Origin of the sequence: Streptomyces aureoversilis, assembly GCF_042657885.1 — a bacterium.
In the GTDB taxonomy this organism is placed as follows: domain Bacteria; phylum Actinomycetota; class Actinomycetes; order Streptomycetales; family Streptomycetaceae; genus Streptomyces; species Streptomyces aureoversilis.
On record NZ_JBHSKJ010000006.1, the window covers coordinates 18598 to 43080 of the forward strand.

Genomic DNA, 24483 nt, shown 5'->3' on the forward strand with positions numbered 1-24483 from the left:
GTTGCGGCCGGTGAAGACTTCGCTGGTCAGAAAGGGCCCGCCCGGGCCTACTGGAAGAGCCATTCCGACTTGATCTCGGCGTAACCCGGCTTGATCACGTCGTTGATCATGGCCAGACGTTCGTCGAATGGGATGAATGCGGACTTCATCGCGTTGACGGTGAACCACTGGATGTCGTCCAGCGTGTAGCCGAACGCCTTCACCAGGTGCTCGAATTCACGGCTCATGCTGGTGCCGCTCATCAGGCGATTATCGGTGTTGATGGTCGCCCGGAAATGCAGTTTACGGAGCAGTCCGACCGGGTGCTCTTCGTACGAGCTGGCCGCACCGGTCTGCAGATTCGAGGTGGGGCACATCTCCAGCGGAATGCGCTTGTCCCGGACGTAGGAGGCGAGACGGCCCAGCTCGGCCTTCCCGTCCTCGCCGATCTCGATGTCGTCGATGATGCGCACGCCGTGGCCGAGCCGGTCCGCGCCGCACCACTGGAGCGCCTGCCAGATCGACGGCAGGCCGAACGCCTCGCCCGCGTGGATGGTGAAGTGGTTGTTCTCGCGCTTGAGGTACTCGAACGCGTCCAGGTGGCGGGTGGGAGGGAAGCCCGCCTCGGCGCCCGCGATGTCGAAGCCGACGACGCCGGAGTCGCGGTAGCGGTTGGCGAGTTCTGCGATCTCCAGGGCGCGGGCGGCGTGCCGCATGGCGGTCAGCAGCGCCCCCACGCGGATGCGGTGGCCGTTGGCCTTCGCGCGGCGCTCGCCCTCGCGGAAGCCCTCGTTGACGGCCTCCACGACCTCTTCGAGGGTGAGGCCGGCCTCCAGGTGCTGCTCCGGTGCGTAGCGCACCTCGGCGTAGACGACGCCGTCCTCGGCCAGGTCCTCGGCGCACTCCGCGGCGACCCGGACGAGGGCGTCGCGGGTCTGCATCACGGCGCAGGTGTGCGCGAAGGTCTCCAGGTAGCGCTCCAGCGAGCCGGAGTCGGCCGCCTCGCGGAACCAGACGCCCAGCTTGTCCGCGTCGGTCTCCGGCAGACCGGTGTAGCCCGTCTCGCGGGCCAGGTCCACGATCGTGCCCGGGCGCAGGCCGCCGTCCAGGTGGTCGTGCAGCAGGACCTTGGGGGCGCGGCGGATCTGTTCGGGGTTCGGTTGGGAGTTGGTCTCGGTCGTCATTTCGGCACTCTAGCCCCTACGCGCGTAGATATCGGCGAACGATACGGAACGGTGACCCGTCGGCGGGGTGGACACCACCGGTCCTTCTGCCATCGTTTCTGCCATGGCTCAGCAAGCGTTGCCTCAACGGGACCCGGAAGGAACGCACGGACGGCCGAACGCGCCGCGGAAGAGCGGGGATACGGCGCGGCTGGGAAAGCCGCTCGGCGCCGGACGCACGGTGCACGGAGTCGCCCTGCTGCTCCCCGGCGGCCGCGCCGAGGGCACCGGCCGGCCCTCCGCACTGACCTTCGCGGCGCAGCGGCCGCTGGCCCGCCGGCTGGCCCGGGCGTGCGATGAGGACGGTCTGGTCACGCACGTCGTCCACTACCGGCGGCGCGGGTGGAACGGTTCGGCGGCCGACCCGGTGCGGGACGCCGGCTGGGCGGCGGACGAGGTGGTGCGGCGCTACGGCGACGTGCCCGTGTGCCTCGTCGGCACCGGCATGGGCGGCCGGGCCGCGCTGCAGGCCGCGGGGCACCCGGCGGTGGCCGCGGTGCTGGCGGTCGCGCCGTGGCTGCCGGAGCCCCAGGAGCTGCTGGAGCCGGATCCGGTGCGGCAGCTCTGCGGGCGGCGGGTGCTGATCGTCCACGGCACGAACGACGAGCTCACGGACCCCGACCTGTCCTTCCGGCTCGCCCAGCGGGCGAAGAAGGCCAACCGCGACGTGTGCCGGTTCGAGGTCCACTCGGACGGGCACGGGCTGCGGCAGCACCGGGCGGAAGTCCAGGCGCTCGTGGTCGACTTCGTCCGGGGCACGCTCTTCGGCCACCACTTCGCCCGCCCGGTGGCGGACGCCCTGGCGGCCCCGCCGCCCCTGGGCCTGCGGATGCCGCTGGCCTCGGGGTTCGGGGCGAGTCTGGGGTACTGAGGGGCTTCAGCGGGGCAGCAGTTGCCCCCTGCGCGAGAGCAGGAAGCGTTTGAAGGCCGCCACCGGGGGTGTGTCGGGGTGGCCGTCCAGCCAGGCCACGCCGATCTCGCGGAAGGCGCGCGGCGCGGTGACCGTGAGCTCGGCGACGCCGGGGCGCGGGACGGCGGGCGGGGGCAGCAGGGCCACGCCCAGGCCCGCCGCGACGAGGCCGCGCAGCGTCTCCGCCTCCTCGCCCTCGAAGGCGATCTTCGGGGTGAACCCGGCCTCCGCGCAGACCGCGTCGGTGATGCGCCGCAGCCCGTACCCGGGTTCGAGGGTGACGAAGAGCTCGGAGGCGGCCTCGGCGAGGCGGATGCGCTTGCGGGAGGCGAGGGGGTGGTCGTCGGGGACGACGAGGCGCAGCTTCTGCTCGTCCAGGCGGCGGGAGACGAGGTCCGGGGCGTCGGGCACGGGCGAGGTGAGGCACAGGTCGAGCTCGCCGTCGCGCAGGCGTTGCAGCATGGACTCGCCGTAGTTCTGCACGAGCTGGAACCGGACGCGCGGATGGTCGGTGCGGAAGGCGCGGATGAGCTCGGGTACGGTCTCGGAGCCGAGGGTGTGCAGGAAGCCGAAGGCGACCTTGCCGGCGGCGGGGTCGGCGTCCGCCCGGACGGATTCCGCGGCGCGGTCGACCTCGGACAGGGCGCGCTCGACGGTGGCGAGGAAGGTGCGGCCGGCCGCGGTCAGGGAGACCGTGCGCCCGTGGCGGGCGAACAGGGCGACGCCCAGGTCGTCTTCGAGGCGGGCGACCGAGCGGCTGAGCGTGGACTGCGGCATGCCGAGCTGCTGCGCGGCGCGCGTGACGTGCTCGTGGCGGGCGACGGCCACGAACTGCGCGAGCCGCGGAGTGAGGGTGACCGCCCAGGAGTCGGCCTCGACATCGGCTGTTACGGGGATGTCTTTTTCGTTGCCGCCCGGTGACAAGGACCGCCGCGACCTGTACTCATGCAACACAGGATCGATTATCGCCATTCTGTGCATTGGACGCATCAGCCCAGGGTGCCTACGGTTTTGGCATGCCTCCTGCCGATACCGGGGCATCCAGCGTCATCGTGCGCTCGGGTGCCTCTGTTCTGTCGTCCCTTCACTCCTCTCACTCCGATGACACCCGGCTGGATCCGGGCGGCCCCGGCTACCGCCGGATGAGCTTCGCCCTCTTCGCCGCGGGCGTCGCCACGTTCGCCCTCCTCTACTCCACGCAGGCGCTGCTGCCGGCCATCTCCGCCGGCCTCGGGGTGACGGCCGATCAGGCCAGCTGGACGGTCTCCGCCGCGACGGGCGGCCTCGCCCTCGCGGTCGTCCCGCTCAGCGCCCTCTCCGAGCGCTTCGGCCGCCGCACGATGATGACCGTCTCGCTGTGCGTGGCCGCCTGTGTGGCCCTGCTGGTGCCGCTCGCACCGAGCCTGGGCTGGCTGGTCGCGCTGCGCGCGGTGCAGGGCGCGGCGCTGGCCGGTGTGCCGGCGTCGGCGATGGCCTACCTCGCGGAGGAGGTCCGGCCGAAGGCGCTGGTCGGCGCGATCGGCCTGTTCGTGGCGGGCAACAGCATCGGCGGCATGACGGGCCGCATCCTCGCGGGCTGGGTGGCCCAGGCGTGGGGCTGGCGCGCGGGCCTGGCCGCGGTGGGCGCCCTCGCGGTGGTCTGCGCGCTGACCTTCCGCGTGATGATCCCGCGGGCGCGCCACTTCCGGCCGGCGGCGGTGTCGCCGCGCGGCCTGGCCCGGACGGTGGGCGGCCACCTCTCCGACCCGCTGCTGCGCCGCCTGTACGCGATCGGCGCGCTCTTCATGACGGTCTTCGGCGCGGTCTACACCGTGATCGGCTACCGGCTGGCGGAGGCGCCGTTCTCACTCCCCCAGGGCGTCGTGGGCTCGGTCTTCCTGATCTACCTGGTGGGTACGGCGTCCTCGGCCGCGGCCGGGACGCTGGTCGGCCGGCTGGGCCGCCGCGGGGCGCTCTACCTGGCGGTGGGCACGACGACGCTGGGCCTGCTGCTGTCGCTGTCGTCGTCGCTGCTCGCGGTCCTGGCGGGCCTGGTGCTCATCACGGCGGGCTTCTTCGCGGGCCACGCGGTGGCGTCGTCCTCGGTCAGCCGGGCCGCGAAGACAGGCCGCGCCCAGGCGTCGGCGCTCTATCAGACGGCCTACTACCTGGGCTCGTCGGTCGGCGGCACGCTCGGCGCGATGGCCTTCGGCGCGGCGGGCTGGGACGGCACGGTGGTCCTCGGCCTGCTGGCGATGGTGGGCGCGGCGTCGATCACGCTGTACGCGACGCGCAGGGCGCTCGTCGAGCGCCGCCGGACGGCCGTCCGGGCGTGACCGGACCGGGAACCGAAGGGGCCGCCCCACCACCTGTCCTGGTGGGGCGGCCCCTTCGTCGTGCGGCGGAGGTTCAGCAGGAACCGGCGGCGCGCCGTCGGCGCCGCAGGGCGAAGGTGCCGCCCGCGAGGGCGAGCGCCGCGCCGGAGCCGCCGATGATCAGCGGGGCCGGGGACGGGGAGCGGTGGGCGGGGGCGGTGGGCGCATAGCCGCTGGAGAAGCCCTTCGTGTCGTACTCCGAGCCGGGCAGTTTGTCGGCGTAGCGGCCCTTCACCAGGTTCTGGTAGTCGGCCAGGGACGCCGACGGCCTGCCGTCGAGACCGGCCTTGGCCGCGTCGTTGAGGGGCTCGACGGTGTTGTCGAGCTTCAGCTGGTACCAGGCGTGGAGCTGCGGTTCGGAGAACACGGTGGCCCCCGGGGCGCCCTTGGTGGGGAAGGTGCCGTCGCTGTCGCTCTCGCGCACCCCGGCCAGGTGCCATCCGCCGCCCCGGGTGGCGGCCAGCAGGACGGTGGCGCTGCGTCCGCTGCCGCTGTCGGGGCTGACCGGGGAGACCACGTAGGCGATCCGGAGCGCCTCGGCGAGGACCGGTCTGGCCGTGCCCGCGGCGAAGGCCGGGGTGACCTCGTACAGCGCGGCCGGGAGCTTGACGGTGAAGGACGGGATGCCCTGGCACGGGTCGGGCCGGGCGGGGATCGTCTGTGCCCCGCGGGGGCCGCCGTCCGGCAGCGGCACGCCGAGGAACCGGCAGATGGCGTTGTGGGTGGCCTGCGACCTCACCGCGTCCACGGCCGCCTGGTAGTCGGGGATGTCGACGGGGGCGGGGGCGGCGAGGGCCGGCCCGGTCGCCGCGGTCAGCAGCGCCGAAGCGCCCAGGGCCAGGCCGAGGGAGAGGCGAGCGGCCCTGCGTGCGCGGGGCATTCCGGTGTCACGCATGGTGCTCCTCCTCAGCCCTGGATCTTCTCGCGGCTGTGCGTCCACTTGAACGAGCTGTTGCTGACGTAGTCGTTGTAGTTCCACCACGTGTACGTCTGGGTGTCCGGCCACGGGTCGCCGACGCCGATGGTGTTGTCCGACTCGTCGTAGCCGTAGACGAGGTTCATGTGGCCGCCGCCGGACGTCCACCCGATGCGCACGGCCATGGGCCGGCCGGCGTTGACCTCGCTGGAGACCTCGTTGAACGACAGCGAGCTGCCGACCCCCACGCCGGTGTTGCTGAATCCCATGCGCCCCCAGGCGCCCGCCATGTCACCGAGCGTGGCCGGCTGGTTGTTGCAGCTGACGCCGGTCGCGGCATGGGCGAGGTCGCAGAACTGGGTCTGGGTGTAGTTGTAGCCCCAGTACGCGGCGATGGTGTTGCCCGAGGCGTTCCAGCACCACTGGGTCTTTTCCTGCTTCTGCATGTTGATGTCGTCGTAGGCGGCCGCCTGGGCCGTTCCGGCGGCGGCCACGAGGAACCCTGCCGCGGTCAGCGCGAGGGCCGATGCGGCGGTGAGCCTGTTTCTGCTCATCTTCCCTTCCTTTCCGAGGAGTTGACTGTTCGGACGGTCAGACGTTCAGGCATTCCGGCAATGCTTTACGGTGACGCGATCAGGACTCGGGAAAAGGAACGCGGGCAAGAGGTGACGCTGTTCTGCCAGGACACTGCCGCGCGTCAACCCCAACCAGGGGTCACGCAAGAACTTCACCCGGACGAGTGGCGATTGGCGAGTGGCGGGATGAAAAGGAAAGGCCCCCGCCGGAGCGGGGGCTTTTCTCGACGACCGGCCGCGCTTACGCGATGCGGTCCAGCACGATCGGGTTCGCCGTGAACGACGTGCCCTCCGGAGCGATCTCGACGCCGCCTTCCAGAGCGGAGAGGGCGTAGTCGAACTTCTCCGGCGTGTCCGTGTGCAGGGTCATCAGGGGCTGGCCCTCGGTGACCTGCTCGCCCGGCTTGGCGTGCATCTCGATGCCCGCGCCGAACTGGACCGGGTCCTCCTTGCGGGCGCGGCCCGCGCCGAGGCGCCAGGCGGAGACGCCGACGGCGTAGGCGTCCAGCTTGGTGAGGACGCCGGAGGCGGTCGCCTTCACGACGTGCTGCTCGCGAGCCACCGGAAGCGTAGCGTCCGGGTCGCCGCCCTGGGCCTGGATCATGCGGCGCCAGTGGTCCATGGCGGTGCCGTCGCGCAGGGCCTTCTCCGGGTCCGCGTCGGGCAGGCCGGCCGCCGTCAGCATCTCGCGGGCCAGGGCCAGCGTGAGCTCGACGACGTCCGCCGGGCCGCCGCCGGCGAGGACCTCGACCGACTCGCGGACCTCCAGGGCGTTGCCCGCGGTGAGGCCGAGCGGGGTGGACATGTCGGTGAGCAGGGCGACCGTCTTGACGCCGTGGTCGGTGCCGAGGCCGACCATCGTGGAGGCCAGCTCGCGGGCGTCCTCGATGTTCTTCATGAAGGCGCCGGAGCCGACCTTCACGTCGAGGACGAGCGAGCCCGTACCCTCGGCGATCTTCTTGGACATGATGGAGGACGCGATCAGCGGGATCGCCTCGACCGTGCCGGTGACGTCGCGCAGGGCGTAGAGCTTCTTGTCGGCCGGGGCCAGGCCGTCGCCGGCGGCACAGATGACGGAGCCGACGTTGCGCAGGACGTCCATCATCTCGTCGTTCGAGAGCAGGGCGCGCCAGCCGGGGATGGACTCCAGCTTGTCGAGGGTGCCGCCGGTGTGGCCGAGGCCGCGTCCGGACAGCTGCGGGACGGCAGCGCCGCAGGCCGCGACGAGGGGGGCCAGCGGCAGGGTGATCTTGTCACCGACGCCACCCGTGGAGTGCTTGTCCGAGGTCGGCACGGACAGCGACGAGAAGTCCATGCGCTCGCCGGACTTGATCATCGCGGCGGTCCAGCGGGCGATCTCGGCACGGTCCATGCCGTTGAGCAGGATGGCCATGGCGAGCGCGGACATCTGCTCGTCGGCGACCTCGCCGCGCGTGTACGCGTCGATGATCCAGTCGATCTGCTCGTCGGTCAGTCGACCGCGGTCGCGCTTGGCGCGGATCACGGAAATGGCGTCCATCAGCACATTTTCCTTAAGTTCGTAGTCCTCAGGTCTTCCCGGGGCCGGAAAGTGACCCGGAGGGGTTGTCGCAACAACCCCTCCGGCGCTTAGGGACATCTTTAACGATTCAGGTCAGCGGGCCCAAACGCATCCGGCAGGAGCTCCGCCAGGGGGCGGATGCCGGTCGTCGTGTCCACGGCCAGCTCGGGGCCGCCGTGCTCCCACAGGAGCTGGCGGCAGCGCCCGCAGGGCATGAGGACGTTGCCGTGCCGGTCGCAGCAGGTGAAGGCCACGAGCCGGCCGCCGCCCGTGGCGACCAGCTCGGAGACCATCCCGCACTCGGCGCACAGGGCGACGCCGTAGGCCGCGTTCTCCACGTTGCAGCCGGTCACGGTGCGGCCGTCGTCCACGAGGCCCGCCGCGCCGACGGGAAAGCCGGAGTACGGGGCGTAGGCCCGGGACATCGCGTCCCGGGCCTGCCCGCGCAGCTCCTCCCAGTCGGGGGAAGAGGTCACTTTCCTTGGCCCTTCCGGTAGGGCTTGCCGTTCGCCTTCGGCATCCGCAGGCGTTGCGAGGACACCGACAGGACCAGCAGCGTGGCCACGTAGGGAGTCGCGACGACGAGCTCCAGCGGCACGGTGTCGGTCGTGGCGTACCAGACGACCAGCAGGGCGCCGATCACACCGGCGATGACCGCGGCACGCATCTTGCCGACCTTCAGGCGCCACGCGGCGACGCCGATCAGGAGCACGGCCAGGAGCAGCAGCAGCGCGTGGACGGTCGGGCCGCCGGCGCGCAGCTGGAGGCTGTCCATGAAGCCGAACAGACCGGCGCTCATGGCCACGCCGCCCGGCCGCCAGTTGCCGGAGATCATGGTCGCGAGACCGATGTAGCCGCGGCCGGCGGTCTGGCCGTCGGAGTACATGTGCGTGCCGATGGCGAGGAACGCGCCGCCGAGGCCCGCGAGGGCGCCGGAGACGACCACGGCCGCGTACTTGTACTTGTAGACGTTGACGCCGAGGGACTCGGCGGCCACCGGGCTCTCACCGCACGAGCGCAGGCGCAGGCCGAAGGCGGAGCGCCACAGCACGAAGAAGGTGAGGACGAAGAGCAGTCCGGCGACGATCGTCAGCCAGGACACGTCGGTGACGAGGCCGTCGAGGATGCCGGCGGCGTCGGAGACCAGGAACCAGTGGTGCTTCTCGATGTCGTTCAGCCAGCCCGACAGGCCGGGGATCGAGAAGTTCGGCATGTTCTCCATGACGGGCGACTGCTTGTCGTTGCCGCCGGCCTGCTGGGCCTCGCTGCCCTCCGCGCCGAACCACAGCTTGGCGAGGTACTGCGTGACGCCGAGGGCCAGGATGTTCATGGCCACACCGGAGATGATCTGGTCGACGCCGAAGGTGACGGTGGCGACGGCGTGCACGAGGCCGCCGAGCGCACCGCCGACGATGCCCGCGAGCGCCGCGGCCCAGGGGCCGTGCTGCCAGCCGATCCAGCCCGCGCAGAAGGTGCCGAGCATCATCATGCCTTCGAGGCCGATGTTGACGACGCCCGCGCGCTCGGCCCACAGCCCGCCGAGGCCGGCGAGGCCGATCGGCACGGCGGCGGCCAGCGCGGAGCTGTACTGGCCCGAGGAGGTCAGGTCGTTGGCGTCCGTGATCATCCGCAGGGCGGAGAGCAGGAGCAGGGCGCCCGCGATGATCAGGAGGACGACGGGGTAGGAGAGCTTGCGCCGCTCCTTGCCGTCCTTGTTCTTGCCGCTCAGTCGCCCGGCGAGGGCGGCGGTGAAGGTGGTGCTCACGCGGAAACCTCCGCCTTGTCGCTCTTACGGGCCTGGGCGGCGAGCTCCTCGCCGACCTTGCGCTGCTGCATCTTGAGGCCGTACCGGCGCACGAGCTCATAGGCGATGACGACGCACAGGACGATGACGCCCTGCATCACACCGACGATCTCCTGGGCGTAGCCCTCGAACTCCAGCTGGGTGCTGGTGCGGTCCAGGAAGCCCCACAGGAGGGCGCCGGCCACCATGCCGATGGGGTGGTTGCGGCCCAGGAGGGCGATGGCGATACCGGTGAAGCCGATGCCGGTGGGGAAGTCGGTGCCGTAGTTGTACGAGACGCCGAGCAGGGTCGGCATGCCGACGAGGCCGGCCATGGCGCCCGAGAGCAGCATGGCGGTGATCACCATGCGCTTGACGCTCACGCCGGAGGCGTGGGCGGCGGACTCGGACTGACCCACGGTGCGCAGGTCGAAGCCGAAGCGGGTGCGGCCGAGCACGAACCAGTAGGCGAGGCCGGCCAGCGCCGCGACGACCACGAAGCCGTAGATCGGCTTGGGCTGGGTCGGGATCTCGAAGAAGTGCGCCGCGTCGGGCAGGTAGGGCGTGTGGACCAGGTTGCCCTCCTTCTCCGCGAGACGGCCGTCCTGCAGGAAGTAGGCGATGACCGAGGCGCCGATGGCGTTCAGCATGATCGTGCTGATCACCTCGCTGACGCCCCGGGTGGTCTTCAGCAGACCGGCGATGCCCGCCCAGAGGGCGCCCACCAGCATCGCGACGATGATGATGACCGGGATCTGGATGATGCCGGGCAGCGTGAGCGCGCCACCGACGACGGCGGCGAAGAAGGCCGCGATGCGGTACTGGCCGTCGACGCCGATGTTGAAGAGGTTCATCCGGAAGCCGATGGCGACGGCCAGCGCGGACAGGTAGTACGGGGTGGCCTTGTTGATGATCCAGACCTGGCTGTCGCTCTTCGAGCCGTAGTCGACCATCACCTCGAAGGCGTGGAACGGGTCCTTGCCGGTGGCGGCGATGATGATCGAGGTGAGCACCAGGGCGGCCACGACCGCCAGGACCGGGGCGGCGAAGCCCAGGATCAGCTTGTTCTTGTCGAGCTTCTTCACTTCTGGTCACCCTCCCCCGAGGCCTCGTCGGTGGCGTTCTCTTCGTCGCCGGCGGCGCTGGTGTCGCCCTCGGCAGCGGTCTTCTCGCCGCCGGTGGCGGTCTCCTCGCCGTCCTCGGTGTGCTCGAGGTGGCCGGTTGCGGCGCCGGTCATGGCCGAGCCCAACTCCTCCGGGGTGATCGTGGCGGGGTCGGCGTCGGCGACCAGGCGGCCGCGGAACATCACCCGCAGGGTGTCGGAGAGCCCGATCAGCTCGTCCAGGTCGGCGGAGATCAGCAGCACCGCCAGGCCCTCGTGGCGCGCCTCGCGGATCTGGTCCCAGATCTGCGCCTGCGCGCCGACGTCCACGCCCCGCGTGGGGTGCGCGGCGATGAGCAGCTTGGGCGCGTGGCTCATCTCGCGGCCGACGATCAGCTTCTGCTGGTTGCCGCCGGACAGGGAGGCCGCGGTGACCTCGATGCCGGGCGTGCGCACGTCGTACTCGCGCACGATGCGCTCGGTGTCGGTGCGGGCGGCCTTGTTGTCGAGGACGCCGCGCTTGCTGTTGGGCTTCTCTGTGACGTGGCCGAGGATGCGGTTCTCCCAGAGGGGAGCCTCCAGCAGCAGGCCGTGGCGGTGGCGGTCCTCGGGGACGTAGCCGATGCCGCCCTCGCGCCGCTTGCGCGTCGGCACGTGGCTGATGTCGGCGCCGTCGAGGGTGATCGTGCCGCCGTCGGGGTCGCGCATGCCCATGATGGCCTCGACGAGCTCGGCCTGGCCGTTGCCCTCCACGCCGGCGATGCCCAGGACCTCGCCCTTGTGGATGGTCAGCGAGATGCCGTCGAGCACCGCGCGGACCACGCCGTCGGGGTCGGTCGCCGACAGGTGCAGACCGTCCACCTTCAGCATCTCGACGTCGGTGACCGTCGACTCGCGGGTCTCCGGCGAGGGCAGCTCGCTGCCGACCATCAGCTCGGCGAGCTGCTTGGGGGTGGTCTCGCTGGGGACCGCGGTGCCGACGGTGGTGCCGCGGCGGATGACGGTGATGTCGTCCGCGACGGAGAGCACCTCGCCGAGCTTGTGCGAGATGAAGATGACCGTGAGGCCCTCGGACTTGAGCTCGCGCAGGTTGTCGAAGAGCGCGTCGACCTCCTGCGGGACCAGCACCGCGGTCGGCTCGTCGAGGATCAGCGTGCGGGCGCCGCGGTAGAGGACCTTGAGGATCTCCACGCGCTGGCGGTCGGCGACGCCGAGGTCCTCCACGAGGACGTCGGGGCGCACTCCCAGGCCGTACGCGTCGGAGATCTCCTTGATCTTCGCGCGGGCCTTGCCGCCGATGCCGTGCAGCTTCTCGGCGCCCAGGACGACGTTCTCCAGGACGGTGAGGTTGTCGGCGAGCATGAAGTGCTGGTGCACCATGCCGATGCCGCGCGCGATGGCGTCGCTCGGGCTGTGCAGGGTGACCTGCTCGCCGCCCAGCTTGATGGTGCCCTCGTCCGGCTTCTGCATGCCGTAGAGGATCTTCATCAGGGTCGACTTGCCGGCGCCGTTCTCACCGCAGAGGGCGTGGACGGTGCCGCGGCGGACCGTGAGGCGGATGTCGTGGTTGGCCACGACACCGGGGAACCGCTTGGTGATGCCCTCGAGTTCTACTGCGAGGGCCTGCGTACCTGCGGCTTCGGTACTGGTGGACGCTTTGATGGCGCACTCTCCTCGGGGAAGGGAGCGGGAGGAAGAAGAGGAACCGCCCGGGCGGGGACCGGGCCGAGCTCCTTGGGGCGGGGGCGACGCTACACGCGTCAACGGGATGCTACGCGCGTAGCGTTGGCCGCAGCGCCCCCAGCCGGGGGCCGGGGGCGTGTGTACGGGCCCGGTGGAGAGGTCCTCTCTCCGCCGGGCCCGAGGCCTTGCGGTCCGGCCGGTCGCGGGGACCGGCCGGACTGGTGCCGGTCAGGGACCGGCACCGCGTCACGGGGTGGACTTGACCTTGACCTTGCCGTCCACGATCTCCTTCTTCTTCTCCTCGATCTTGGCCTTGATGTCGTCGATGAAGCCACCCGAGGTGGACAGCGAGACGCCGCCGTCCTTCAGCAGGTACTGGTGCGTGCCGGTGAGCGGCTTGCCGTCCTTGACACTCTTGATCATGTCGAAGACCGCGACGTCCACGTTCTTCACGACCGAGGTGAGGATGTGGTCCTTGTACTTGGCCAGACCCGGCTGCTGGTACTGGTCGGAGTCGACACCGATGGCCCAGGCGTCCTTCTTGCCGGCGACGGCCTCGGCGGAGCCGTTGCCCGAGAGGCCGGCCGCCGTGTAGATCACGTCGATGTCGCGGTCGAGCATGCCCTTGGCCTTGTCCTTGGCGGCCGCCGGGTCGTTGAAGCCCTTGTCGGTGTTGCCGAGGTACTCGGGAGAAACCTCGATCTTCGGGTTGGTGTCCTTCGCGCCCTGGACGAAGCCCGCCTCGAACTTCTTGATGAGCTCGTTGTTCACACCACCGATGAAGCCGACCTTGCCGGTCTTGGACTTCAGGGCGGCGGCGACGCCCGCGAGGTAGGAGCCCTCGTGCTCACCGAAGGTGATGCTGTCGACGTTGGGGCTGTCGACGACCGAGTCGACGATCGCGAAGCTGGTCTTCGGGAACTCCTTGGAGACCTTCTCGATCGACTTCGCGTAGTTGAAGCCCACGCCGATGACCGGGTTGTAACCCGCGTCGGCGAGGGAGCTGAGGCGCTGCTCGCGCTCGGCCTCGGTCTCGCCGTTCTTGGCGGTCATCATCTTGCCCTTGACGCCGAGTTCCTTCTCGGCCTTGTCCAGGCCACGAGCGGCGGACTCGTTGAAGGAGTGGTCGTCACGGCCGCCGACGTCGAAGGCGAGACCGACGCCCTTGCCGTTGCTGCCGCCACCCGATTCGGTGGAGGACTCACCACAAGCGGTGAGGGTGAACGCGAGAGCCGCGGTGGTGATACCCGCGGCAGTGATTGTGGATACCCGGCGCACGAGGGGCCCCTTCACTCGAAGCGCCTCCATTGGCGCTGGACGCCGGAATCGTAACGCGCGTAGATGGACTGAAAAGGGGTACATCAAAGCCGTTATCGGATCGTCGCGAACCACTAATGACCCGATTGCGCCGGGGATCCATCCATCCAGCCCAGTCAGGCCTGGGATCGGCCGTCGACGGCCCCGATGGGTTTTACGTACAACGTGATCTGACCCCGAACCACCAGGTTTTACGTACAACGTGACCTGGAACTCTCGAACCGGACCCGAGTCCGGCATCAACACGCCCAATGTGCACGCCTATGTGCAATCAATACACACCCAAAAGCCGGTGCTTGCTACAGCTAAATCCGCTGTCCGTCCAGCAATGCGGCGGCGGTGAAGAGTTCCACGCCGGCGGTGATGGAACCCTCATCCACGTCGAAATCACCGCAATGCAGGTCACGCCGGGTCGTGTCGCCCACCGGGCGGACGCCCAGCCGGGCCATCGCGCCGGGCACGTGCTCCAGGTACCAGGAGAAGTCCTCGCCGCCGAGGCTCTGCTCGGTGTCCTCGACGGAGGCGGGACCGCGGCGGGCGGCCATCGCGCGCCGCAGCAGGCCCACGACCTCGGCGTCGTTGACCACCGGGGGCACCCCGCGGACGTAATTGATCTCCGACTTGGCCCGGTGGAGCGTCGCGACCTCGTCGATCGCCGCGTGCACCAGGTCCGGGGCGTCCCGCCAGGCGTGCAGGTCCAGGCAGCGGACGGTGCCGGAGAGCTCGGCGTGCTGCGGGATCACATTGGGGGCGTGGCCCGTCTCCATCCGGCCCCAGGTGAGGGAGAGGCCCGAGCGGGCGTCCACCCGGCGGGCCAGCACCGCGGGCACGTCGATCGCGATCCGGGCGGCGGCGGTCACCAGGTCGGTGGTGAAGTGCGGGCGGGCGGTGTGGCCGCCGGGGCCGCCCAGGGTGACCTCCAGCCGGTCGCACGCGGAGGTGATGGGGCCGACCCGCAGGCCGATGCGGCCGACCTCGACCTTGGGGTCGCAGTGCACCGCGATGATCCTGCCGACACCGTCCAGCGCCCCGCACTCGATGGCGTCGAGGGCGCCGCCGGGCAGCACCTCCTCGGCGGGCTGGAAGATCAGCCGGACGGGGTTGGGCAGCAGGCCCTGCTCGGCGAGGTCGGCGAGGACCAGGCCGGCGCCGAGGACCGCGGTGGTGTGCACGTCGTGGCCGCAGGCGTGCGCCATCCTGGGGACCGTCGAGCGGTACGGGACCGTCTTGGTGTCCGGGATGGGCAGCGCGTCGAGGTCGGCGCGGAGCGCCAGCATGGGCTGGGCGGGCACGCCCGGCTCCCGCCCCACGTCGCAGAACAGCCCCGTGCCCGTGGACAGCGTCCGCGGGGAGAGGCCCGCCCGCTGCAGTCTCGCCTTGACGGCCGCGGTGGTCCGGAACTCGCGGTTGCCCAGCTCGGGGTGCATGTGCAAATCCCGCCGGAACGCGATGAGTTCGTCGCGCAGCCCCGGGGGGAGCGTACCGGCGAGCACCCCCTCGCCCGTCCCCTGAGAAGTGGCAGTCCCGGCGTCGCAAGGCATCAGATGGTTCACGCAGGGAAGAGTAGAGCCCCCACCCGGGCAACTGCCCCCCGATCAAGAAAAGTTCAGCCGCATGGATGGCTCACCTGAGGGGTATGACCAGTCTTTACGGCTCAGGGAGCCGTCAGCGGGCTGGCCGGAAGTCGCCGCACATCCCGGGCCGTGTCCGTCACCTCGGCCAGGAATCCCTCCGCCCGCGGAGAGGCGTGCTCGGTGAGCCAAACGGGGTCGATGTCGCAGACCGCGACCGTGATCCCGGTGCCCGCGAGGGCCAGCGGCAGCGTGTGCACCACGGTCGAGGGGAAGCTCAGGACCGTGCGGCCGACCGGTCCGCGGCGGGCGACGATCTCCAGCGGGAGCTCGGGACGCACGACTTCCAGCCCCACCGCGTCCGCTATCCGGCGCAGCTTCTCCGCGCTCTCCCGGCGGTGGGCGAAGTAGCGGGTGGCGCCGTGGGCGCGGGCGAGGGACGCTACGGCCCCGAGGTAGCGTTCCGGGTCCACGACCCCGGTCTCCACCAGGGAAGTGCCCACGAGGTCCGTGCCGCCGGTGAGCCGGGGCGGGCCGAAGGCGGCGCGCGTCCAGGCGAAGTCGTTGGCCCGGACGTCTACGCCGGGTGGCGGTTCGACCGGCATCGAGGTGAACACCTCTACGCTCCGGCGATCGTTGGGCGTCAGCATCCGGCGCGCTGAAGCAGAGACCGGCGCGAAGATAAGATCGCGCGCCCCTTTACTGCCGCGCCGGTGCCACCGTACAAGGCTTTCGCCCCGGCCGAGTTGGGCGACGAACTCCATGGTGGCCGTGCCGTCGTCCACCACCACCAGCTCCCGGGCGCGGGTGATCGTCAGCAGCAGCTGGACGTAGCGCGAGAACGGGTCGCCGATCACGATCCGGTGGGCCCGGCGCAGCGCGCCCGCGAGGCCGCCGACCGTGGCCACCGGCGCCGTAGGCCCGCCCCGTGCCTCCTCCCAGCGCACCTGGTGCCCCTGGTCGCGGGCGAGCTCGGCCATCCGGCGCAGCTGGCCGCGCGACATCGGGTCGTGGGGCGCGAGGACGACGACCAGGAGCCCGCTGGGTTCGGGCCGGACGGGTGACGCCCCCGGCCCGGCGCCGGCGTCCTGGTCGCGCGGCCCGGGCTGCCGGGGGACGCCGCACGCCAGGGGCGGGCCGGGCAGGCCGGGCAGGAGGGGTGCTGTGGCGGGCGGCCGGGGCCGCTGCCCGTCCGCCCCCGTCGCGTACGCCCATTCGAGGACGTTGAGGAGCTGGACGGGGCTCTCGACGAAGGCGAGGGTGCGGGCCGGGGCCACGGGCGGGCCTGGGGCCGGGCCCGGGGCCGGGCGCGGGCCTGCGGCCGGGCTCAGGGAGGGGCCTGGGGATCGGCCTGGGGCCGGTTCCGGTGGGGGGCCGCCCTCGGGGGCGGGGCTCGGGGTCACCGGGGGCCCGTCAGACCGTGGCCGGCTCGCGGTCGCCGCCCTCGGCGACGACGCCCGCGACCCGGCGCAGCTTGCGCATCGGGCCGAGCTCGCTGTCGTAGACGCGCTTCACGCCGTCGCCGAGGGACTCCTCGACGACGCGGATGTCGCGCACGAGCCGCGCCAGGCCGCCGGGCTCGACGGAGGCGGCCTGGTCCGAGCCCCACATGGCGCGGTCGAGGGTGATGTGGCGCTCGACGAAGGCGGCGCCGAGGGCGACGGCGGCGAGGGTGGTCTGCAGGCCCGTCTCGTGGCCGGAGTAGCCGATCGGCACGTTGGGGTACTCGGCGCGGAGGGTGTGGATCACCCGGAGGTTGAGCTCGGCGGCCTTGGCGGGGTAGGTGGAGGTGGCGTGGCAGAGCAGGATGTTCTCGCTGCCGAGCACCTCGACGGCGTGCCGGATCTGCTTCGGGGTGGACATGCCGGTCGAGAGGATCACCGTGCGGCCGGTGGCGCGCAGGGCGCGCAGGAGCTCGTCGTCGGTGAGGGAGGCGGAGGCCACCTTGTGGGCGGGGACGTCGAACTTCTCCAGGAAGGCGACGGCCTCGGTGTCCCAGGGCGAGGCGAACCAGTCGATGCCGCGCTCGCGGCAGTGGGCGTCGATGGCGCGGTACTCGTCCTCGCCGAACTCCACCCGGTGGCGGTAGTCGATGTAGCGCATCCGGCCCCAGGGCGTGTCGCGCTCGATGTCCCACTGGTCGCGCGGGGTGCAGATCTCGGGGGTGCGCTTCTGGAACTTGACGGCGTCGCAGCCCGCGTCGGCGGCGGCGTCGATGAGGGCGAAGGCGTTGGCCAGGTCGCCGTTGTGGTTGATGCCGATCTCGCCGGTGACGTAGACGGGCCGGCCGGGGCCGGCCGTCTTGGCGCCGAGGGTCCGGACGGGGGTGTACGGGGCGGTGAGCACGGAGTTCATGCGGGCGATTCCTTCGCGGTACGGGGGCGGGGACTGGGGCGTGGACGGCGGTCGTGAACGGGGAACGGGGACGGGGGAGGTCGTGAACCCCGGCGGGCTCAGGGCATGGCCAGGCCGGGGCCCAGCAGCCAGGTGGCGATCTCGCGCAGGGCGCCGCTGCCGCCGCGCGCGGCGGTGACGGCCCGGGCCGCGCCGCGCACGGTGTCGTGGGCGTCCGCGACCGCGACCGGCCAGCCGACGAGCCCGAGGCAGGAGAGGTCGTTGACGTCGTTGCCGACGTAGAGCACGCGGTCGGGGGCGACGCCCTGCTCCTCGCACCACTGCTTGAGCGCGCGGTCCTTGCGGTCGACGCCGTGCAGGACGGGCACGCGCAGCTTGCGTCCGCGGGCGGCGACGACGGCGTTGGCCTCGGTGGAGAGGATGAGCAGGCCGAGCCCGGCGCGACGCAGGGCGGCGATGCCGAGGCCGTCGCCGCGGTGGACGGCGACGAGTTCGCGGCCGTCGGCGTCGATGAGGACGCGGTCGTCGGTCTGGGTGCCGTCGAAGTCCATGACGACGGCGTCGACGTCGGCGCGTGTGGGGCGGGCGGCGGGGTCGGGGCCGTCGAGGAGGGGCGCGAGGGCGCGGGCGCGGGCGAGGTCGTGCGGATCGTCGACTTCGAGGACGCGGGCGGCCTCGGAGCGGACGAGCTCGGTACGGCCGAAGAACCGGTGCCGGGCGGCCCGGAAGCCGTCGGCGCGCATGGCGTAGGCGGCACCGGTCTCCAGGAGGTCCTGGGGGCGGTCCTGGCGGCGGGGGCGGTACGCCTTGTCGTGATTGACACCGAGGGCGCCGGAGGGGGGCGGACCACTGGGAGAGGCGGGGGTGGCGGCGTCGTCCTCGCGCCATACGAAGCCGTGGAACGGCGCCACCGTCAGGGCGCTGTCCGCGCCCCCTTCGACGACTGCCGCGGCCACGCCGTCGACGTCCCCGCTGGTCAGGAAGGGGCTCGTGCACTGCACGAGCAGGACCGTGCCGACCCCGGTCCCGTGCAGCGCCTCGTACGCGTCCATCGCGTGCAGGACGGCGGCCTCGCTGGTGGCGGTGTCACCGGAGAGGGCGGCGGGGCGCTGGACGACGACGGCTCCGGCGCCGCGCGCGGTGGCCGCGATGCCGGGGTCGTCGGTGGAGACGACGACGTCGGTGACGAGGCGGGCGGCGCGGCACGCGCGGACGGCGCGGGCCACGAGGGGCACGCCGCCGATCGCGGCGAGGTTCTTCGCGGGCACGCCCTTCGACCCGCCGCGGGCGGGGATGACGGCCAGGACGGCCGGGGCGGCCGGTTCAGCCGGGGCGGCCGGTTCGGCCGTGTCAGCCAGGTCGGCCGGGGCGGCTTGCATGACGGGCTCCTTGCGTGTCCGGGGGTTCGGGGTGTCCGGAGCGGCGGCGGGACGGTGCCGCTCCGGCGGTCACAGCTCCCCCGCCCGGCGGATCAGCGGAGCCACCCGCTGGACGCCGTGGCGGTAGGCGCCGCGGGCCGCGTCGCGCAGGGCGGCGCGGCCCGCGCGGCGCAGGGCGCTCTCCTCGCGGGGTGCTCCCGCCCGGCCGGGAAGGGGCCGGCCCCGGTGGTCGAGGCCGTGGCGGGCGAGGACGGCGGGGAGGTACCCGGGTGCGGTGGCTGCGGTGTAGTAGGGGTCGAGGGGCGGGAGGCCCGGCCGGGCGGCAAGCTCCGCGACGCGCTGCCGGGCGGCGGCGAAGACGGCCTCCCCGGAGCCGTCGGAGGGCACGCCCTGGCGGGCCGCCCACTCCGGGTCGGCCTCGGGCAGGTGGCCCGCGTCGAGCCGGTCCCAGGAGGCGAGGCATCCCGAGCCGAGGAAGTGGTGGTTGCCGAGGGACTCGCGGATGCCGAGGTCGGTGAGGACGGCGGTGGGGATCCCGCGGTGGAGGGACTCCAGGGCCGCGGTGGAACTCACGGTGACCAGGAGGTCCGTGCGGTCGAGCACCTCGCCCATGTGCCCGTAGACGAGGCGGCAGTTGGACGGGAGCCCGCCGGGCACGCGCAGGGCGAGCTTCTGGTACGGGAGTTCCTCGATGTGGGTGGTGTGCTCTCCGGGCTTGCTGCGGAGTTTGATGAACACCTCGCGCTCCGGGTGCGCCCGGGCGTGCGCGACGGCGCGCCGCAGCAGATAGGCGCGGTCGGCGCGGCCCTCCGGCACGGAGGGCTGGGCGGCGAACACGACGGTGAACGGGCGCACTTGATCGCGGGCTGGGCCGTTCCGGTCGCCGAGGAACGGCAGCGCCCATGCGGTCACGCACGACGCGTCCACCCCCACCCCCTCGTAGACCTCGCGGAAACGGGCGGCGTCGTACGGCGAGTTGGCGAGGACGAGGTCGGCGCCGTGGCGCAGCAGCAGCCCGTCGGCGAGCTTCTCGTAGACGACGCCCACGTAGCCGGTCACCACGACGGGCCTGCGGGCCTCCCCCTCCCAGGCCGCGGCGAGACCGTGCACCATGGCCTGGACGGCGCCGCCGACGCAGGCGAGCACCACGACGTCGCAGCGGTCGCGGCCGGCCGAGCGGACGAACTCCGTCCCGGTGACCTCGGCGATCTCCGCCGCGGCCACGCCCACCTCGGTGAGCTGGCGGGCGGTGGGGGTCGCGCGGCCTCTCAGGAGGCGCCCGTCGAGCCGTGCGCCCGGGGCGAGGCGGTGCGCGGTGAGCGCCCCCCATTTCCACCGGGTGTCGGAGTCGGCGAGCACGGCGATCCGCAGCGGAGGTTCGGTACGTGATGGCACGTCGCCGACGATAGAAATCCATTCCGTTTCGTTGCCCAACGCGAGGGCAACAGCCGGTAAACAGCACACCGACGATCGGCGAATCGGCCCGGGGACGGGGCGGGTTCATCATTCCGCCGCGCTTCGTTCACCTCCGCGCCCGCCCGTGGCCAAGACGAATGCCGGGGGGCCGCCTAATGTCGCCGGGGTGGTCAAGCTCTCCGTCATCGTCCCGTTCTTCAATGTTCAGACCTTTGCGCCCGATGTGCTGAGAAGTCTGCGTGCGAACGCCCGTGAGGATTTCGAATTCATTCTCGTGGACGACCGTTCGACCGACGGCACGCCGGCACTCCTGGAGCGCGCCGGGCGCGAGCTGCCGGGCGCCGTGGTCGTGCGCCACGAGCGCAACGGCGGCCTCGCCACCGCCCGCAACACCGGGCTGGACGCGGCGCGCGGCGAGTACCTGACCTTCCTCGACGGCGACGACTGGCTGGCCCCCGGCTACTACGCGCAGCTCGTCGCGTTCATCGAGGAACTGGACGTCGACTTCGTCCGCACGGACCACGTGCAGTGCACGGGCCGCACCCGCACCGTGCAGCGCGTGCCGCACGGCCGCCGCGGAGTGGTCCTCGACCCCCGCGGCACGATCCTGCCGGCGGACCGCTCGACGTCCGTCGACTACCCGTACGCCTGGGCCGGCATCTACCACCGGCGGCTGCTGGACGCCGGGCTGCTGCACTTCACCGACGGCCTGCGGACCGCCGAGGACCGGCCCTGGATCTGGCGCCTGCACCGCGAGGCGCGCACGTTCGCCGTGGCCGGGTTGCTGGGCGTCTTCTACCGGCGCGGGGTCGCGACTTCGCTCACCCAGATCGGCGACGTGCGCCAGCTCGATTTCCTGCGCGCATTCGATCAGGTCATCGAGGAGACGGCCCGGGACCGGAACGCGGAGGAATTCCTCCCGAAGGCCGTTCGAACATATTGCGCAATCATTGCCCATCATCTGACGAATATCGAACGTTTTGAGCCGCAGGTGGCCCGCGCATTGCGTACGAAGAGCGCGGCCGCGCTGCGCCGACTGCCACCGGAACTCGTCAAGGACGCCGTGAATTCCATGGACTACGACCGTGCGATCCGCTTGCGGAGGCTGAGGCGACGGCCGGGCGGGACGGGAGCCGGGACCGGAGCCGGGGCCTCGGGCGCTGCCGGAGCGGCCGCCTGATGCCCGCCCTCCCGCCCCCCGCGCGCCACCGCACACAGATCTTCCTCGCGTCCACGCTCTACGGAGCCGCGACGCTCGCCGCCGCCCTGGACGCCGGTTGCTTCACCCCCGCCGACCGCCGGCTGCTGCTCGTCGCCAACACCGCGGCCGTCCCGGAGACCACCCCGGCCCTGGACGAAGCCCCCGGCTTCGAGCGGCTGCGCAGCCGCTTCGACGGCGTCCTGTCCTGGAACGAAGCGATCCGCCCCTTCCACCCGTCCGGCTGGTCGCCGAGACCGGACGACGCGCCCCTGTGGGAACGGCACTTGAGGCTGCTGTGGGACCTGGGCGACGACGACGTCTCGCTGGCCGTCGAGTCCCTCCAGGTCAGCCCCGCGCTCGCCATCGTGCAGTGCTTCCCCGACGCCCCGCTCGACGTCTACGCCGACGGGCTCATGAGCTACGGCCCCACCCGCAACAAGGTCGACCCGCTGATCGGCACCCGCGTCGGGCGTCTGCTCCACCTCGACCTCGTACCCGGGCTGCGGCCGCTGCTGCTCTCGGAGTTCGGCGTCGCGCCGGAGATCGTCCCCACGGAGGTCTTCACCAAGGTGCTGGCCGAACTCGCCGACGCCGCACCCGCCCTCGACGCCCCCGAAGGCGCCGCGCTGCTGCTCGGGCAGTACCTGTCGGCGCTCGACATCCTCACCCCCGAGGAAGAGGAACAGCTGCACGTGCGGATGCTGCGCGGCGCAGCCGGGCGCGGCCACCGCGAGCTCGTCTTCAAGCCCCACCCGGCGGCACCGGCCCGCTGGTCGCAGATGCTGGAGGAGGAGGCCGGCCGGCTCGGCGTCACCCTGACCGTCCTCGACACGCCCGTCCTGGCCGAGGTCGCCTACCAGCGACTGCGCCCGGCCCTGGTGACCGGCTGCTTCTCGACGGCCCTGCTGACGGCGACGACCTTCTACGCCCTCCCGGCAGCACACACGGGCACGGACCTCCTCCTGGAACGCCTGAGCCCGTACCAGAACAGCAATCGGGTGCCGGTGACGCTGGTGGACGCCACGCTGCCTGCGCTTGAGAGCGCGTCCCGGACCGGCATTCCGCAGGGCGGAACCGACCTCAACGACCTCCTGGCCGCCGTCGGCTTCGCGATGCAGCCCCAGATCTACCCGAACCTCCGCCCCGCCGCGGAGCGCTACCTCACCACACACCTCACCCCCCACACCCGCCGCTACTTCAAGCGCCGCCGCCTCACCGCCCTGGCACTGCCGGGCGGGATCCCGTCGCAACTGGGGTTCCTGCCGCGCAACCCGACCGTACGGAAGGTGGCCCGGAGGGCGCGGGCTCTGCAGCGGCGGCTGTCCAAGGCACGGGCAGCAAAGGCGACGAAGGCGACGGTGACCACGTGACGGCCCCGGCCCAGCCGCGCCTGCGCCGAAAGGCGCCCTTGGAGCGGCCGGCGCCGTCAGGGGAACCCCACGCCGGCAACCGCCTCCGCGCCCTGGACGCCCTCCGCATCATCGCCGCCCTGATGGTGGCCCTGTATCACTACGGCGGACGCGACGGCGACGTGAGCCGCGCATGGGGCGCCTCGCCGCGGCACGAATTCCCCACCCTGTCGGGCGCGTTCGCCTACGGCTGCCTCGGCGTCGAGATCTTCTTCGTCATCAGCGGCTTCGTGATCTGCATGAGCGGCTGGGGCCGCCCCCTGCGCTCGTTCTTCGCCTCCCGCGCGGCCCGCCTCTACCCCGCCTACTGGGCGGCGATCCTGCTGGTGACCGTCGCGTTCGCGCTGCCGTGGGTCGCGTACAGGACGGTCTCGTTCAGTGACGCGCTCGTGAACCTGACGATGCTGCAGCAGCCGGTGGGCGCGCAGCGCGTACTGGGCGTGTGCTGGACGCTCTGGGCGGAGCTGCGGTTCTACGCGCTCTTCGCGCTGTTCGTGGTGCTGCCGGGGGCGACGCGGCACCGGGTGGTGCTGTTCTGTGCGGTGTGGACGCTGACGACCGTGGTGACGACGGCCTCGCACGTGGAGTTCCTGCGGGTCGTGGTGATGCCGGAGTACTCGTCGTACTTCATCGGCGGCATCGGCCTGTACCTGGTCCACCGCTTCGGGCACGATCTCCTGCACTGGGGGATCGTCGCCGTGAGCTTCCTGGTCGGGCAGCACTACGCGGTGGCGGGGCTGTGGCACCCGCCGAACCCGAACTACTTCTCGTACCGCTCCCCGTACGTGATCGTCGCCGTCCTGGCGCTGGGTTACGCGGCGGTGGCGGCCGTGGCCCTGGGCAGGTTCCGCTGGGCGGGCGGGCGCCGGCTGACGGTCGCGGGCGCGCTGACGTACCCGTTCTACCTCGTGCACGAGCACCTGGGGTGGGTGGTGATCGGCGTCCTGCACCGGAGTCTCGGCATCCCCTCGTACGCGACGCTCGGCCTGACCGTCGCCCTGATGCTGGGCCTGGCCTGGCTGCTGCACCGCTGCGTGGAGCAGCGGCTCACGCCCGTACTGCGCAGGTCACTCGACCCCGGGGGAATTACCGGCGGATCCCCTGAGGGGCGGCGGTAGCAGGGTCGCCTCGATACCGGCGACGACGGCGTGCAGGCCGTCCTCGAAGCCGGCGTCGAGATCGCTGAAAAACACCTCTCCTGCCTGTATGGCCAGGGGGTAGCCCTCCAGTTTCCGGGCGCGCTCCTCCAGTTCGTACGCGGGGTCGCGCTCGCCGCCGGGGTCGGGGTAGACGGACTGCTCCTCGATCACGTACCCCATCGTGTACGTGTTGATCGTGAACCAGGCGCGGGCGGCGGCCTGCGGGGTGAAGCCCGCGTCCACGATCACCCGCATCATCCCCTCCACCGGGCTCGCGTAGCCGAGGTCGGTGAAGCGCGTGCCGCTGAAGACCTTGGCGCCGTCGCGGTAGCCGAGCAGGAATTCGCGGATCACGCGGGCCGCGCCGGTCAGGAACTCCTGCCACGTGCTGGTGTCGACGGCGGCGAGGGATCCGGACATCCGCCGGAACATCTCGGTGGCCACCTCGTCGAGCAGCTCCTGCTTGTTCTTGAAGTGCCAGTAGAGCGCCGGGGCCTGGACGCCCAGCTCCTTGGCGATCCTGCGCAGGGTCAGGCCTTCGAGGCCCACCTCGTTGAGCAAACGGAGGGCGGTTTCGGCCACTTGGGCGCGGTCGATGCGAGTTGCCACCTTGACAGCTTAACAACGTTCA

The 24483-nt window shown here is 71.7% G+C and carries 21 protein-coding genes; 5 read left to right on the forward strand and 16 right to left on the reverse strand.

Going from position 1 to position 24483, the window contains the following annotated elements; translation table 11 throughout:
• Positions 1-47: 47 nt before the first annotated feature.
• On the reverse strand, positions 48-1163 hold the full coding sequence (locus ACFPP6_RS12130) for an adenosine deaminase (protein ID WP_382040198.1): 1116 nt from the start codon (positions 1161-1163) through the stop codon (positions 48-50).
• Between the two features lie 103 nt (positions 1164-1266).
• Between ACFPP6_RS12130 and ACFPP6_RS12135 the strand changes: the two genes are divergently transcribed.
• Positions 1267-2073 carry an alpha/beta hydrolase family protein gene (locus ACFPP6_RS12135; RefSeq protein WP_382040201.1) on the forward strand — a complete coding sequence of 269 codons (807 nt, stop codon included), beginning with the start codon at positions 1267-1269 and terminating at the stop codon, positions 2071-2073.
• A gap of 6 nt (positions 2074-2079) precedes the next feature.
• Here the strand turns inward: ACFPP6_RS12135 and ACFPP6_RS12140 are convergent, their stop codons facing one another.
• Positions 2080-3084 carry a LysR family transcriptional regulator gene (locus tag ACFPP6_RS12140; protein ID WP_382040203.1) on the reverse strand — a complete coding sequence of 335 codons (1005 nt, stop codon included), beginning with the start codon at positions 3082-3084 and terminating at the stop codon, positions 2080-2082.
• 44 nt (positions 3085-3128) lie between these two features.
• Here ACFPP6_RS12140 and ACFPP6_RS12145 point away from each other — a divergent pair, with 44 nt between their 5' ends.
• The gene (locus ACFPP6_RS12145) at positions 3129-4427 is read left to right on the forward strand and encodes an MFS transporter (RefSeq protein WP_382040206.1); all 1299 of its coding nucleotides are present in this window, start codon (positions 3129-3131) and stop codon (positions 4425-4427) included.
• 73 nt (positions 4428-4500) lie between these two features.
• Here the strand turns inward: ACFPP6_RS12145 and ACFPP6_RS12150 are convergent, their stop codons facing one another.
• The 13 genes from ACFPP6_RS12150 to ACFPP6_RS12210 all read right to left on the reverse strand — a co-directional run bounded on the left by ACFPP6_RS12150 (position 4501) and on the right by ACFPP6_RS12210 (position 20082).
• Positions 4501-5361, reverse strand: coding sequence for a hypothetical protein (locus tag ACFPP6_RS12150; RefSeq protein WP_382040209.1), 861 nt, complete (start codon positions 5359-5361; stop codon positions 4501-4503).
• Positions 5362-5372: 11 nt separating this feature from the next.
• Positions 5373-5936, reverse strand: coding sequence for a papain-like cysteine protease family protein (locus ACFPP6_RS12155; protein WP_382040211.1), 564 nt, complete (start codon positions 5934-5936; stop codon positions 5373-5375).
• A gap of 262 nt (positions 5937-6198) precedes the next feature.
• Positions 6199-7482 carry a thymidine phosphorylase gene (locus ACFPP6_RS12160; protein WP_382040214.1) on the reverse strand — a complete coding sequence of 428 codons (1284 nt, stop codon included), beginning with the start codon at positions 7480-7482 and terminating at the stop codon, positions 6199-6201.
• A 95-nt stretch (positions 7483-7577) separates the two neighbouring features.
• Complete coding sequence (locus ACFPP6_RS12165) at positions 7578-7973, reverse strand: cytidine deaminase (protein ID WP_382040217.1); 396 nt, start codon at positions 7971-7973, stop codon at positions 7578-7580.
• Positions 7970-9262 (reverse strand): ABC transporter permease, encoded by a 1293-nt coding sequence (locus ACFPP6_RS12170; RefSeq protein WP_382040219.1) that lies wholly within the window; start codon positions 9260-9262, stop codon positions 7970-7972. Before ACFPP6_RS12170 ends, ACFPP6_RS12165 begins: the two co-directional genes overlap by 4 nt.
• Positions 9259-10365: an ABC transporter permease gene (locus tag ACFPP6_RS12175; protein ID WP_382040222.1), complete on the reverse strand. Its 1107-nt coding sequence runs from the start codon at positions 10363-10365 to the stop codon at positions 9259-9261. The genes ACFPP6_RS12170 and ACFPP6_RS12175 overlap by 4 nt, the downstream gene beginning before the upstream one ends.
• Entirely contained in the window at positions 10362-12044 is a 1683-nt protein-coding gene (locus ACFPP6_RS12180) for an ABC transporter ATP-binding protein (RefSeq protein ID WP_382040986.1), read from the reverse strand. The genes ACFPP6_RS12175 and ACFPP6_RS12180 overlap by 4 nt, the downstream gene beginning before the upstream one ends.
• A 267-nt stretch (positions 12045-12311) precedes the next feature.
• Positions 12312-13343, reverse strand: a complete 1032-nt coding sequence (locus tag ACFPP6_RS12185; RefSeq protein ID WP_382040225.1) for a BMP family lipoprotein — start codon at positions 13341-13343, stop codon at positions 12312-12314.
• A gap of 344 nt (positions 13344-13687) precedes the next feature.
• Positions 13688-14923 (reverse strand): amidohydrolase, encoded by a 1236-nt coding sequence (locus ACFPP6_RS12190; protein WP_382040989.1) that lies wholly within the window; start codon positions 14921-14923, stop codon positions 13688-13690.
• A 113-nt stretch (positions 14924-15036) separates the two neighbouring features.
• A complete protein-coding gene (locus tag ACFPP6_RS12195) occupies positions 15037-16284 on the reverse strand; it encodes a hypothetical protein (protein WP_382040992.1) in 1248 nt (415 codons plus the stop codon).
• Positions 16285-16366: 82 nt separating this feature from the next.
• Positions 16367-17308: an N-acetylneuraminate synthase family protein gene (locus ACFPP6_RS12200; RefSeq protein WP_382040228.1), complete on the reverse strand. Its 942-nt coding sequence runs from the start codon at positions 17306-17308 to the stop codon at positions 16367-16369.
• A 98-nt stretch (positions 17309-17406) separates the two neighbouring features.
• Entirely contained in the window at positions 17407-18687 is a 1281-nt protein-coding gene (locus ACFPP6_RS12205) for a cytidylyltransferase domain-containing protein (RefSeq protein ID WP_382040230.1), read from the reverse strand.
• A gap of 69 nt (positions 18688-18756) precedes the next feature.
• Positions 18757-20082: a DUF6716 putative glycosyltransferase gene (locus ACFPP6_RS12210; RefSeq protein WP_382040233.1), complete on the reverse strand. Its 1326-nt coding sequence runs from the start codon at positions 20080-20082 to the stop codon at positions 18757-18759.
• Positions 20083-20269: 187 nt separating this feature from the next.
• Between ACFPP6_RS12210 and ACFPP6_RS12215 the strand changes: the two genes are divergently transcribed.
• The 3 genes from ACFPP6_RS12215 to ACFPP6_RS12225 are packed head-to-tail and all read left to right on the forward strand — an operon-like array spanning position 20270 to position 23831.
• Positions 20270-21283: a glycosyltransferase family 2 protein gene (locus tag ACFPP6_RS12215; protein ID WP_382040236.1), complete on the forward strand. Its 1014-nt coding sequence runs from the start codon at positions 20270-20272 to the stop codon at positions 21281-21283.
• Positions 21283-22674 (forward strand): polysialyltransferase family glycosyltransferase, encoded by a 1392-nt coding sequence (locus ACFPP6_RS12220; RefSeq protein ID WP_382040239.1) that lies wholly within the window; start codon positions 21283-21285, stop codon positions 22672-22674. Before ACFPP6_RS12215 ends, ACFPP6_RS12220 begins: the two co-directional genes overlap by 1 nt.
• Entirely contained in the window at positions 22671-23831 is a 1161-nt protein-coding gene (locus ACFPP6_RS12225; protein WP_382040241.1) for an acyltransferase family protein, read from the forward strand. Before ACFPP6_RS12220 ends, ACFPP6_RS12225 begins: the two co-directional genes overlap by 4 nt.
• Here the strand turns inward: ACFPP6_RS12225 and ACFPP6_RS12230 are convergent.
• Positions 23781-24461: a TetR/AcrR family transcriptional regulator C-terminal domain-containing protein gene (locus ACFPP6_RS12230; protein WP_382040244.1), complete on the reverse strand. Its 681-nt coding sequence runs from the start codon at positions 24459-24461 to the stop codon at positions 23781-23783. The two genes, ACFPP6_RS12225 and ACFPP6_RS12230, sit on opposite strands and share 51 nt — an antisense overlap.
• Positions 24462-24483: the final 22 nt, after the last annotated feature.